The 12,082-nt window shown below is 37.3% G+C and carries 18 protein-coding genes and 1 pseudogene; 13 read left to right on the top strand and 6 right to left on the bottom strand.

Features of this window, described 5'->3' with window-relative positions; genetic code table 11:
- The first annotated feature begins 189 nt into the window (after positions 1 to 189).
- The 3 genes from SCALIN_RS10015 (at position 190) to SCALIN_RS10005 (ending at position 3,345) form a co-directional block, all read left to right on the top strand.
- Positions 190 to 1,719, top strand: coding sequence for an NACHT domain-containing protein (locus tag SCALIN_RS10015; RefSeq protein ID WP_096894360.1), 1,530 nt, complete (start codon positions 190 to 192; stop codon positions 1,717 to 1,719).
- Positions 1,720 to 1,778: 59 nt separating this feature from the next.
- Positions 1,779 to 2,498, top strand: coding sequence for a hypothetical protein (locus SCALIN_RS10010; RefSeq protein ID WP_096894359.1), 720 nt, complete (start codon positions 1,779 to 1,781; stop codon positions 2,496 to 2,498).
- A 496-nt stretch (positions 2,499 to 2,994) separates the two neighbouring features.
- A complete protein-coding gene (locus tag SCALIN_RS10005) occupies positions 2,995 to 3,345 on the top strand; it encodes an RNA-dependent RNA polymerase family protein (protein ID WP_230406593.1) in 351 nt (116 codons plus the stop codon).
- A gap of 68 nt (positions 3,346 to 3,413) precedes the next feature.
- On the opposite strand, the gene SCALIN_RS10000 is transcribed toward SCALIN_RS10005, so the two are convergent.
- From SCALIN_RS10000 to SCALIN_RS09990, 3 genes are all read right to left on the bottom strand, one after another.
- Positions 3,414 to 3,890 carry a Spy/CpxP family protein refolding chaperone gene (locus SCALIN_RS10000; RefSeq protein WP_096894358.1) on the bottom strand — a complete coding sequence of 159 codons (477 nt, stop codon included), beginning with the start codon at positions 3,888 to 3,890 and terminating at the stop codon, positions 3,414 to 3,416.
- Between the two features lie 341 nt (positions 3,891 to 4,231).
- A complete protein-coding gene (locus SCALIN_RS09995; RefSeq protein WP_096894357.1) occupies positions 4,232 to 4,729 on the bottom strand; it encodes a zf-HC2 domain-containing protein in 498 nt (165 codons plus the stop codon).
- Positions 4,719 to 5,282 carry an RNA polymerase sigma factor gene (locus SCALIN_RS09990; RefSeq protein WP_096894356.1) on the bottom strand — a complete coding sequence of 188 codons (564 nt, stop codon included), beginning with the start codon at positions 5,280 to 5,282 and terminating at the stop codon, positions 4,719 to 4,721. Before SCALIN_RS09990 ends, SCALIN_RS09995 begins: the two co-directional genes overlap by 11 nt.
- Positions 5,283 to 5,540: 258 nt before the next feature.
- On the opposite strand from SCALIN_RS09990, the gene SCALIN_RS22665 reads away from it, so the two are divergent.
- From SCALIN_RS22665 to SCALIN_RS22135, 10 genes are all read left to right on the top strand, one after another.
- Positions 5,541 to 5,708, top strand: a complete 168-nt coding sequence (locus SCALIN_RS22665; protein WP_203415424.1) for a hypothetical protein — start codon at positions 5,541 to 5,543, stop codon at positions 5,706 to 5,708.
- Positions 5,705 to 6,064 carry a hypothetical protein gene (locus SCALIN_RS09985; protein ID WP_203415423.1) on the top strand — a complete coding sequence of 120 codons (360 nt, stop codon included), beginning with the start codon at positions 5,705 to 5,707 and terminating at the stop codon, positions 6,062 to 6,064. Before SCALIN_RS22665 ends, SCALIN_RS09985 begins: the two co-directional genes overlap by 4 nt.
- Before the next feature lie 205 nt (positions 6,065 to 6,269).
- Positions 6,270 to 6,878: a hypothetical protein gene (locus SCALIN_RS09980; protein WP_096894354.1), complete on the top strand. Its 609-nt coding sequence runs from the start codon at positions 6,270 to 6,272 to the stop codon at positions 6,876 to 6,878.
- A gap of 96 nt (positions 6,879 to 6,974) precedes the next feature.
- On the top strand, positions 6,975 to 7,445 hold the full coding sequence (locus SCALIN_RS09975; protein WP_096894353.1) for a toll/interleukin-1 receptor domain-containing protein: 471 nt from the start codon (positions 6,975 to 6,977) through the stop codon (positions 7,443 to 7,445).
- A 38-nt stretch (positions 7,446 to 7,483) separates the two neighbouring features.
- Positions 7,484 to 7,687 carry a hypothetical protein gene (locus tag SCALIN_RS09970; RefSeq protein WP_133111817.1) on the top strand — a complete coding sequence of 68 codons (204 nt, stop codon included), beginning with the start codon at positions 7,484 to 7,486 and terminating at the stop codon, positions 7,685 to 7,687.
- Positions 7,688 to 7,842: 155 nt separating this feature from the next.
- Positions 7,843 to 7,995: a hypothetical protein gene (locus SCALIN_RS22140; protein ID WP_162532248.1), complete on the top strand. Its 153-nt coding sequence runs from the start codon at positions 7,843 to 7,845 to the stop codon at positions 7,993 to 7,995.
- A 90-nt stretch (positions 7,996 to 8,085) separates the two neighbouring features.
- Positions 8,086 to 8,220, top strand: coding sequence for a hypothetical protein (locus SCALIN_RS23365; protein ID WP_261341017.1), 135 nt, complete (start codon positions 8,086 to 8,088; stop codon positions 8,218 to 8,220).
- A gap of 119 nt (positions 8,221 to 8,339) precedes the next feature.
- A complete protein-coding gene (locus SCALIN_RS09965) occupies positions 8,340 to 8,621 on the top strand; it encodes a type II toxin-antitoxin system RelE/ParE family toxin (protein WP_096894351.1) in 282 nt (93 codons plus the stop codon).
- Between the two features lie 9 nt (positions 8,622 to 8,630).
- A complete protein-coding gene (locus tag SCALIN_RS09960; RefSeq protein ID WP_096894350.1) occupies positions 8,631 to 8,939 on the top strand; it encodes a HigA family addiction module antitoxin in 309 nt (102 codons plus the stop codon).
- A 69-nt stretch (positions 8,940 to 9,008) separates the two neighbouring features.
- Complete coding sequence (locus tag SCALIN_RS22135; RefSeq protein WP_162532133.1) at positions 9,009 to 9,170, top strand: hypothetical protein; 162 nt, start codon at positions 9,009 to 9,011, stop codon at positions 9,168 to 9,170.
- A 110-nt stretch (positions 9,171 to 9,280) separates the two neighbouring features.
- Here the strand turns inward: SCALIN_RS22135 and SCALIN_RS09955 are convergent, their stop codons facing one another.
- The 3 genes and pseudogenes from SCALIN_RS09955 to SCALIN_RS09940 form a co-directional block, all read right to left on the bottom strand.
- Positions 9,281 to 10,399 carry an IS91 family transposase gene (locus tag SCALIN_RS09955; RefSeq protein ID WP_096892569.1) on the bottom strand — a complete coding sequence of 373 codons (1,119 nt, stop codon included), beginning with the start codon at positions 10,397 to 10,399 and terminating at the stop codon, positions 9,281 to 9,283.
- Positions 10,396 to 11,303, bottom strand: a pseudogene (locus tag SCALIN_RS09945) (tyrosine-type recombinase/integrase). Before SCALIN_RS09945 ends, SCALIN_RS09955 begins: the two are co-directional and overlap by 4 nt.
- Before the next feature lie 293 nt (positions 11,304 to 11,596).
- A complete protein-coding gene (locus tag SCALIN_RS09940) occupies positions 11,597 to 12,073 on the bottom strand; it encodes a Spy/CpxP family protein refolding chaperone (protein WP_096894349.1) in 477 nt (158 codons plus the stop codon).
- Positions 12,074 to 12,082 lie beyond the last annotated feature (9 nt).

The raw sequence follows: 12,082 nt of genomic DNA, 5'->3' as shown, positions 1-12,082 counted from the left end.
TAGATACAAACAACCGTAAATAAGAACGTAAGAAAAGAGCATCTAATACCAAAACCAAAAAAATAACTCAGCATGAATGAAGTATCTGCTTTAAATGCTATTTTAATATTTCAAACTGTTATTGTTCCTTATAAGTAAGCAATGAGAAAATAATGTCAGTTATCTTTCAAACAAAAAACAGAAGCTTTCATGGAAAAAGAATCTGAATTCAAAAAAAAGAAAAAAAAACTAATTAATTTAAAAGATGAGGTTAATGAATTCCATCCGCTATTACTATCATTGCTGCCAACGCTTCCAGAAATATTAGACGTTGAATACAATCACGGTCCACATGAAAAAGGCGCAGATTTTATCATTACCAGGATTGATTCCACACTAAACAGAACAGAGTATGTTGGTGTCATCGCAAAAACAGGTAAAATCACTGGTGCACTTATACCCATTTATGAACAAATAGATGATTGTAACCTGCCAAGGGTTATACAAAATGGCAAGAAAAAAATTCACTTGAATGAAATATGGGTAATTACAAATGACTCAATTTCAAATAGCGCACAAGAAAAAATTCATAATAAATATGGTACAAGCAAAATAAATTTTCTTCAAAATAAAGATTTAATTAAATTTATTGATAAATACTTGAATCATTTTTGGTCAGATCAAATTCTTCCAGTAGGTGATTATTTAAAAGATATCACAAGGAAAATGGAAGAACAAAACACTGCACAAAGTTTAATACCAAATAACTCTGGAAATATGAATGTTGATCTTAATTTAATTCAAATAGAAAGTGATTTTAAAAAGAAAAGAAACAATTCACGAAAATATAATCTTATTGATCTTATACAAAAACAAAAGATTATAATCATTGAAGGAGGACCTGGATCAGGTAAATCTCATTTAATTCGAAAATCAATAATAGAATTAGCATCAATAGATAATTTTTCTAAGCACAACTATATACCAATCTATACCCCCTACACTGACCTTTGCAAAAACAACGAAGCGAATATAGCAAATCTATTAGACGAGCCGGCATATTCAGGAGTCAAAAACAAGATGGAAAGTGATACTTCAATAGTATTATTCATTGATAGTTTTGATGAACATATTGTAGATAACAGAGATATTTATAAAGAAGTCAGAGCACTTATTAGTCAATCTGAAACTATTGTAAACCTACATCTTGTTATTTCAACAAGACCTCTAAGCACAATTGATTATAACGAAATTATACCACATATGCCTACCTATGAGATTGAACAATTATCAATGACACAAGTGATAGAGTTTTTTATGAAAATATGCTCAAAAGTTAAAGTTTCTTCTCGGTTGATTGAGGACATAAAAAATTCAGAGCTTTTTAAACAAATGCCTAGAAACCCAATCTCAGCAATTATGCTTGCCCAAATAATTAATGATAATGATCAAGATCTTCCATCGAATTTAACAGATGTCTACTCTAAGTATTCTGAATTAATGCTGGGAAAGTGGGATAAGGATAAAGGTCTTATCTCTAATCAGGAGTTTGCAACATCAGTGAGTATAATAACTGAAATAGCAAAATTCTTTATTGAAAATGATCTTACTCATATGGCTAAAAGTGAAGTACAGGGAATTTTTCATAAATATTTTTCTGCAAGAAATATCAGTATCGATCCCGATGAATTATTTGAAAAAGTAACAAGACAGATCAGGAATCATTCAATTAGATTGTAATTACGATAGAGTATATTTCAAACACAGATCCTTTGCTGAAGTTTTTTTATGCAAAATATATGGATACAACTAGAGACAATAAATTCATTGATAACAGGATTTATTCCCTCTCATGGAGAAATATCTACTTTTTTTATCTTGGCCTAATTAAAGACTGTGAAGATATCATAAATAAAATTCAAATAACTAAGCCAGTAGATTCTAACGAAAGATTCTGGAGATTTGTTAATATGGGAGATTATCTTCTCGCCGCATATTCTACACCTTACAGTGTTATTGAGAAAACCATTCTATTAATAATCAAAGAAGCACAGACACTTTATAAAAATATTAAAGATAATAAAATTGATTCCCCTTTAAGGAATATGCCAGAAATGTTTGTTTTAGAATTTTTTCAAGCAGTAACATGTAGTTGCTATGCTTTTAAATTCTTTAAAAAAGCGATGGATTCTGCAATTCTAGATATTGCAAGCGATACTAATATTAAAGATGAAGATAAAGCCTACTTGCTGTTTTTTATATCATGCGTGTACAGAGCTTTAGGCGAGAAGAATCCATTTGATGGTCTTATAGATAAATTAGATGATGATTTACCATTTCCCGTAAAGTTAGGCATCTATTATGAAAACAAGCACCTCACACACCAATCAACTATTTTAAAAAGAAATTTAAAAAAACTAAAACAACAGATGAAAAAAAACCCTGCACTTTCACAATATTATAATCGCTTACATGAGTTGCCTATTAGTCAGAAAAAAATAGAAATTAAGAGTAAATAAAAAGGTGAAAAATGTGCAAAGATTAATCCAAAATGGCGTCACAACTTGAATAGTGGCGTGCCCAGCTAAGGGTTGCGCCTTCTCGCGGGTGGAAGTCCCGCCATGGTAAAAGCCGGAGCCATGTAGCTATAATGGCAGCTTGATATGGAAACGTAACGAGCTGAAGCCCATTGATAAAGTCCGCTATAAGGCGGGCGAGCAAATATCCGGGTTGTAACTAATGTGAACGTATAAGTAGCCTCGTAAAAGTGTAAAATCCACTGGCCGAGCCTCTCACTAATAGGCGAAGGCATGATTCTCATACCAACACTGGCTAATAAGGTAGTGAGGACGGTGGCGGGGTATCAGCGGCGACACGGATAGAAAGAGGCGCAATCAACTGGGGAAGCCCTCCTTGTCCCATACGGAAACGTATGGAGAAATGTCAGCCCTATAAGTCAAAAGATGAAGTGGGAGGAAAGACAAGAGGGTGTCGGATGAGTTCATAGTAGTGTAGATGGTAAGGACAACAGAACCTTGCCGGAGTGAAGGGCTTGAAGGATATCTGGAAGAGATAAGACCGGCACTCCTAGACCGTACGTATCAGCCGTCAGCCAATAGGCGAGTATCAATACCGAAAGGCAATGGCGGGACTCGAACACTTGGAATCCCGACGATAAAAGATCGGGTAGTACAGGGGGCACTGAAGTTGATACTTGAACCGATATTTGAGGCAGACTTCAAGGACTGCTCATATGGGTATAGGCCGAAGCGGCATGCACATCAGGCAATAGATCGGGTGACTAAAAGCATACTTAAATCGGGGGACACCATACCTGATGTTTGCACTCACATGATAAAACAATAAAGCATGGTATCTCCTGATTTTATCATTCCAATAATAAACTAAAGGAATGCCCTAAGCGGTTCTGTGGATCAATAGAACCCCTTTCTCCTACCTTTCATTGGACGCATCTCCTTCCTCAATTCACAAAACTTCCTGAATTGTTCGGCGGTTAATATTTTTCTTACTTCCAGGATACCGTTTAATCTATGATCGGCTTTTTCCAGGATTAAGTTTTTCAGTTCATTATGGATTGCGTGAATCTTTTCCAGATTGAACTCTTCTTTCTGGAGCTCATTTCTGATTGCCTCTTTCTTTACTCTCATATTTTCTTGAAACTCACTTTTCTGTCCCCTGTGATTCTCTCTATGAGCTTGTATCAGTCTTTCCTGTTCAGGACTAAGATCGAGTTGTTTGAACGCTTCCTGCTTTTTAGCCCTCATCTTTTCCCGCATCTCTTGATGCCTGTTGAAATGTTCTCCAGGTGGTTGTGAATAAACATTTGATGATAACAGTGTCACCCCGACTATGCTTAATGTGAAAAAAACTTGTTTCAACTTGATATTCATGGTTACTGCTCCTTAAATTTTTTAAATTACTCATTTACGCATAGATGCACTATGCGTAAATATCAACTTTTAATTCATTCTCTTGGCGATCCTGACGTTTTGGTGTGATGGAAGTTCTCACGCAGAGCCCAAAAGATCACTAACAGGATATCTTCTAAACTGTTTATGGTCGGTATGTAATTGATCTTTGTTTAAGCTCTTTTCTTCTATATTTAAACTAAAAGACACGTTCATCCTATAGATTCCCGCTAAAAGAATCCGGCAATTGATGGAGCGCTGCAAAATCCTGACCGGACAACATTGATTAAAATATGTAAAATCGAAATTCATATAAAGGTGAATCATAGAAAGAAATCTTCTATTGAGGTTTCGAGGTCGTCATCTCCATTAATCAGTTCTTCGTCAAAAACACTCATCAAATAGTTGATGCATTCAACTTGATTATCAGAAACTCCTTTTCCGATTTCCTGGTTTTCTGTAGGAAATTTAATAACAGTTGCTGCTACAGCAAACAAAACGATTACTGTTGCAGCAGCAAATGCAGATTTCGGAAAATAAAAGAGTTTCTTTGCTCTGTTAAATAAGTCAGCAATGGAGTTATTCTGCAGCGGTTTTTCTACATAAATCTGTTCCCTGATTTTGTTCCATGTTGCTTCAGGCGGATTATGTTTTTCAATGTTATAGAATGGTTCAACAACAGCAGTCCTCGTTAAAAGATTATATTCCCTGCAATCCCTGCAGGTTGTCAAATGTTCCTCTAGTTGAGTTTTTTGCACTTTTTCCATCTGTCCATCAAGATAATCGGTAAGAATGAGTTCTTTTACCTGTTCACACTTCATTTATCACCATCTCTTTTCTTAAATCTATCAGTTTTTCCCTGGCCCGTTTGATTCTGGTACGTACGGTATTAATATTAATGTTTAGTGCATCCGCTATTTCTTGATAACTTAAGCCTTCGATACTTCTTAATACAATACAGGTTCTTTGATCAGGATTAAGAGATTCCAGTAAAGTTGAGATTGTTTTCTCCTGCTGTTCTCTCTCAATTTCCTCACTAATAGTACCAATAGTCTTCTGCTGTTTTTTATTCTCTGTATACAGTTCTGAATGGTCCCGTTCTTTAGACTTTTTTCTGGCATAGTCAATAGCCATATTAACGGTTATCCTGTAAATCCATGTTTTAAGGGATGATTTGAACTTGTAGCTTTTTAGTTTCCGGTAAACCGTGAGAAATACTTCCTGAGTAACTTCCTGTGCTTCGTCTACACTGTTTACCACTCTTAATGCAACATTATATACAAATTCTGAGTACTCATTGTATATGCTCTCAAAAGCGTCTGCATCACCTTTTGAAGCATTAATGATTGTGTTTTCGGTTATGTTATTTTCCATTGCATCCTTCTACTAATTAGACATGAATATTGAGAGAAAGTTCCATGAAATTTTAAACAAATTTATTTATTTAGACAAAATTTTTTGTCAAGGCATAAGTGTTTTTTTATAGAACAGTTATGGTTGGTTTGTCACTGGTAATAATATGATAAGAAGTTAAATACGGATGTATATTGAAACTTTATGATAATTTTGTCGTCTAAATTAGTAAATACTAAAGAATCTCTATTATAAATCTTAATAAGGGAGGAGAGAAAAATGAAGATAAAATTAATCAGTACAATAATATGTGTCATGGCAATTGCGATTGTTTCCAGTGGTTGTTTGACTACTACACAAAAAGGTACGGCAATTGGGACGGCAACCGGTGCAGCCCTGGGAACAGGTTTTGGAGCTTTAGCAGTAGCGCAAGTACGGGTGCTATGATTGGTGCGGGAGTAGGTGCATTGGGAGGTGCACTTACCGGAGATTATGCGGACAAAAAAGAGAAGAGGCGCAAAATGCACAGTTACAGAGACAGCTTTACAGGGAAAGACAATCCAGCTCCGGACGCGGGAAAAATTACATTGAAGGTCATTATGAATATACAAAGAAAAGAAAATGGGTTGATACTTCAAAAAAAGAGAGAGTCTGGATTGCCGAGAGATATGAAGGGAATCGAAGAATTGAAGGTCATTACCAGGAGCGACCCGTATCTTCGGGCTACTGGCAGGAGTATGAAGAGAAGACGTGGGTTCTTGCGCACTTCGAATAAAACAGGAGTGTATAGTTTACGGTATTGAAATTTTTCCTATAAGTTAAAATTATGAATAGGGAAAATGGGGTCAGGTCTTTAATCATGATTTTTAATTCCTTTCTAACCAGTCACTGGAGGTGACACCTTTATCTCTTGCGATTTTTAAGTTTTCAGATTCTTTGTTTATATTATTTTTATTCATCGTTTTCTACGCCATACGGCGCACCTCACTTTAAACGTTAGAAGAAAAAATGGTTACACACACATTTGTTGATATTGATATAGATGAAGCAAGATGTCTCGCTGATTTTACAGGTATAGAGTGCGATATTCGAAGTGCTATCAAATTTAGTAAACTACTCATAAAGTGCTTTGAATCATCTGGTTGTGATATCGACTTAATAGATGCAATTTCAACTTCTATATTAGTTCGTTATAGTCGGGCATTTATGACGGGAGTAAGAACTAGAATAAATATTGAAGAAATTTGTTTAGATCAAAATGAGTTAAAAAAACATAAGTGGCTTCTTGATACACGAAGCAAGCACATCGCCCATTCTATTAATGCATTTGAAGAAAATAGGGTAGTTGGTTACTACGTGCTAGAAAAACCGGAAGAAAAAGGGATAACGAGTATATCAGTACAGCATGGATCTGTAATTAGTCTTAGTTCTCATGATGCAAAATCTGTAATTAATATTTCTACAAAGATCCTAGAGTTTGTTACTAAAAAAATTGACAAAGAGAAATCAAGGATTCTATCTATTGTTCGACAGAGTGATATTAAAAAATTTTTGCAACATGGGAAGCAATCAGCATTTAACCCTAACATGAATAAACCAGATAAGCGAAGAAAATAAAATTCTTCTAACAATAGTATAGAGCTGACCGGAGAATACTCTTCCGATTTGCTGGCATCTCAGCCGGCCAGCTCATACTGGCGTTAGGCGACAAAAATGAAAATTAAGAATAATGATACCGTTTGGGATACTTTCATTTCACATGCAAGTGAAGATAAGGTAGGTGTTGTAGAACCATTGGCAGAGGAATTACGAAAAAGAAATATTAAGGTATGGTATGACAAATGGGTTTTGAAAATCGGTGACAGGTTGTTAGATAATATCGACAATGGTTTAGTTAAATCCCGATATGGGATAGTTGTATTGAGCCCTGATTTTTTAAGAAAAAAATGGCCTAAGAATGAGCTTGAAGGTCTTATGCAAAAAGAAATAGACGGAAAAAAGGTAATTCTTCCAGTTTGGCATAATATTGGGAGAACATCTCTCTTGTCTTATTCTCCAGTTTTGGCGGGCAGAATGGCAGGGACAACAAAAAATGGGATAAAGTCCCTATCTGGGGAGTTAATAAATACTATAATACGCTTAATTCATATGATAATGATTTCTTTTTTGTTCTCGGTAATTTAAAAGCATCTTTAAATGATAAACACAAAAGTAGTTTGTTATTGAAAATCCAGGATGAAATGGCTGGTTGGAAAAATATAACTACTAATATAAACACCGAAAATATAAGTATTATCAAGTATGAAGATACGAAATTTAATGAAGCTATTTCTATCAATTTACAAGATGCTTTGAAAAATATTAAAACTCTTGGAGATTGCTATCCCGAGTTTGATTATGCTGTTAATTGGCTAAATACACCTTAGTCGTTCGCCCCGCCTTCGGCGGAGCGAATGCCGGAGTTGAGGAGCAGCGTTTTTGCCACCTCAGTCGTGGCGAACAAGTCGTTTGAACAGACAACATCTTATGAGGTAGCTCCTCAACTCCGGCATTATGCATCATTAATCATAGGGGGTAAAAAATGAAAAAGCTATTTTTAATGTCAATTATCTCTGGTTTGTTTTTGTCTGCACCTTCGATACTATTTGCAGGCGAATGTAAAGAGCGCATTGCACTTCTTTCCGCAGCTGAACTTGCAAAGGAATATGGTCAATCAGAAATGTGGGTTCTATAAAATGTTAAAATTAAACTTTGGAGTAAACAAGCAAGTCAGGGTAAAGGCAAAGTTGTTGGCAAAATGTACCCTGGATCAAGTGCACTATTATTGAAGAAAGGCAAAGATGACTATCAAGTTAAGAGTCCTCTCGATAAATCAATCGGCTGGGTGAATAAGATGCAAGTGGAAAAAACTTTGTGGCAAGACACTGAAACCAGAGAAGCGTGCAAAAATAAAGAGTAAGGACAAGCTATTTACACATAACCCCTATAAGGCCCCCGTTGTCAAGAGATAAACCACTCCTAATAGAAAAAAGTTAATAACGCTTGACATTATTAACGAGTTACAATACTATCTAATGAATGATTAAAAACTTTGTTTGCAAAGAAACAGAGAAAATATTCAATCGTCGAATATCACTTAAACTTCCACGGGATATTCAAAAAAGCGCCCGTAGAAAACTTGAAATACTTGAAGGTGCTGAAATTCTGTCAGATTTACGTATACCACCGAACAACCATCTTGAAAAACTATCGAAAGACAGGAAGGGACAATACAGTATCCGTATTAACGATCAATGGCGTATATGTTTTGTATGGCGTGAAGGAAACGCTTACAATGTTGAAATAGTAGATTATCATTAGGAGACAACTATGCCAAAAAAGATGTTAGATCCAATTCATCCGGGTGAAATTCTGATGGAAGAATTCCTCAAACCCATGAGTATTAGTCAGTACAGGCTGGCTAAGAATATTAATGTACCAGCACGCAGAATAAATGAAATTGTTCAGGGAAAACGTTCTATTACACCGGATACAGCGTTAAGACTGTCAAGGTTTTTTGGCCTTTCAGAAAGGTTTTGGATAAATCTTCAGGCAAGATACGATCTTGAAGTAGAAAAAGATAAATTAAAGAATCGACTAGATACAGAAGTGCATGTTTACACTTCCGCAATGCTTTGAGAAACGGGGTCAATTCTTTATCTTTTACAAATAGAAAATAAAAAAGCCTAACGAATAAGGTTAGATTGTGTGAGGGACGAACCACAATCTGAACCGTTTGTTGGACAAGCCCGTTGTTTGGGTGCTAAACATTGTATAAGAAAATATCTTATGAAGATTGCTTCTCTTTTTTACCGCAGAAGCTATGAAGCCAAAGAAGTGGATTTTTCAATTGCTGTCGTCATGCTTTAGGAGCTACAGAACATGGTTTTTCGGCCATTTTACCTCAAATTTGGGCAAACGGGGGCCATCTCGACCCGATAATGCCGTTTTTGCAAATCTTAGATGCATAGCGGATTCGATTACATAACCAGAACAGCCTCCTCTTTTGTTAACTTGTAGGGGAAAGACCTGGATTTGTGTGATGGAGGTATCATCGTTTTTATGATCTTCATTATTCCTCCACAGCATTTGCACGTAAGCTTTGGACGCTCTCTGAACCAGGCTGACGACTTATTCGGGTTGATACCGGTAAGGTACTGAAGCAATGCAATCAAGCGTTTGCTATTAGGGTGGAGGAAACCAAAGTTCCGTGTTCGCCTGAAACCTTTGGGTAGAACATGCTGGAGAATCAACCTGAGAAACTGCGGGCCGGGAAGTGTTCTTGTGAGCATTTTTTTGCTCTTACTATCCTGGTAACGAAAGGTCACCTGACCATCTTTGCACGTAATAATATCTTTCTCTTGAATGACCCCTTTGTAGAGATAACGACCAAGATAGACCAGTGCCTTTTCACCGTTGCCGACAAATTTGCAATCGACGACCCATGTTTTGGGATAATTAACTGGAAGCGTAAGAGCCGCTTTGTTCACGGCATCGAGCATTTTTGCTCGAAACACTTTAGCCAGCGCTTTGTGATTGAAAAGGTACCGCGTCTTTCCTTCGCTTTTTTTGAAGCTCCAAAGCTTTTTCTTCTGATTGATGGCCCCGGCTGGCATTACCAGATGGATATGCGGGTGGTAATCGAGAGAGCGAGAGTGGGTGTGCAAAACAGTGATGGCTCCAGCGTTTCCTTGTAATACGCTGTCATTTTGGACAAAGGTTTTTACGGTTTCCCAACAACACTGTATCATTATCGAGTAAAGCAAGCGTTGATGCTGCCATGCTAATGATCGAAGCTCTTTGGGTATAGTAAAGGTGAGCATAAAATAGTCAGCAGGCACTTCTTTTTTCAGTTGACGCTCCAACCACTGCTGACACTCATGACTCTGACAATGAGGACAATTGCGGTTACCGCAGGAGTGCGGTACAAAAACCTGTTTTTCACAGTCATTACATTGGACCAGCATGACGCGGCTTTGCGTAGTGCGACAATCCTTCATGGCTGCCAGGGCTTTGAATTGACTTGGCAGGATCGAACCATGATAAAGAGTGATAAAGTCAGCAATGAAGGTCTCAATTATAGAGGAGAGAGATATCATATAACATTCCCCCATTCTATGGAAAAACCATTCATCAAATCATTAATTAATTGCAAGGCATTACGATTTGTATGAGAGGTCAGGTGGGTATATTTGGCAGTGGTTAAAATACTGTGGTGGCCGAGGATTTTTTGTACTTCAAGCAGATCAACACCCGCCTCAATCAGATGGGTTGCGTAGCTGTGTCGCAGACTGTGTGGTGTAATTTTTTTTTAATTCCACACTCCCGGGCTACCTTACGCAGAGTGGCCTGAACGCCATTTCTATTCAGAGGTGTTTTTGCCAGGTGGGCTGATTTCAAGCCACCATGACGGCCTGGAAATAGAAAGACAGGATTGCGATGAACAAGCCAAAAACGGCGTAAGAGATTCAGGGTTACCTTTGGCAGGGGTACGAAACGGTCTTTATTGCCTTTGCTATCGCGGATATGCACCCGCATTCGCTGAGAATCGACATCGCTAACCTCAAGACGTAGTCCTTCACCCAGGCGGAGACCAAGACTGTAAAGAACAAAGTAGAAGGCCCGGTAACTGAGTTTTCTCGTCACCTGGAAAAGTTGGTGGGCTTCATTAATGGTGACAATATCGGGCAAACGTTGCGTTTTGGGTGGTTTAATAAGATTTACTTGCTCCCAACGCTTATGAAGCACATGAGTGTAGAAAAACTTTAGTCCGTAGAGGTCTAATTTGACTGCGCTCCATGAATGGGTATTGAGGAGATTGGAAAAATAGTCAAGTAGTTGCTGTTCAGATAGATCGTGTATCTGATTGTCAAAATAATCACCGATCCGTCGGATGGCACGTGAATAAGCCTCGATTGTTTTTGGCCGGAGTCCTTTCAAGCGTAGGTGCTTTAGATGCGTTTGGTAATTTTTGTTGAAATCGGATTGAGATAATGTTTTCATAGACCTGTAACCTCCTATTTGTTAATAGATTCACCCTCCCGTTGAGGGTGTGAGTTTACGAAATGTAATCAATTTCCGATTTTGTTCTCCGCGAAAGCGGAATAGCCCAACAATTAAATCCAGTTGACCAAAAATGCATTTGATTTTCAGTCAATCATTAAGGTTGATAAACAGAAATTGGGGGACACCATACCTAATGTTTGCACTTTCATGATAAAACAAAAAAGCATGGTATCTCCTGATTTTATCATTCCAATAATAAACTAAAGTAATGCCCTAAGCGGTTCTGTGGATCAATAGAACCCCTTTCTCCTACCTTGCATTGGACGTATCTCTTTTCTCAATTCACAAAATTTCCTGAATTGTTCGGCGGTTAATATTTTTCTTACTTCCAGTATGCCGTTTAATTTATGATCGGCTTTTTCCAGGATTAAGTTTTTCAATTCATTATGGATTGCGTGGATCTTTTCCAGATCGAACTCTTCTTTCTGGAGCTCATTTCTGATTGCCTCTTTCTTTGCTCTCATATTTTCTTGAAACGCATCACCCTGTTCTCTATGGTTATTTCGGTGAGCTTGTATCAGCCTTTCCTGTTCAGGACTAAGGTCGAGTTGTTTGAACGCCTCCTGCTTTTTAGCCCTCATTTTTTCCCGCATTTCTTGATGCCTGTTGAAATGTTCTCCCGGTGGTTGTGAATAAACATTTGATGATAACAGTGTCACCCCGACTATGCTTAATGCGAAAAAAACTTTTTTCAACTTGATATTCATGGCTACTGC

The sequence above is a fragment of the Candidatus Scalindua japonica genome (genome assembly GCF_002443295.1).
Classification (GTDB): domain Bacteria; phylum Planctomycetota; class Brocadiia; order Brocadiales; family Scalinduaceae; genus Scalindua; species Scalindua japonica.
This window is presented reverse-complemented; position numbering and strand designations above follow the sequence as displayed.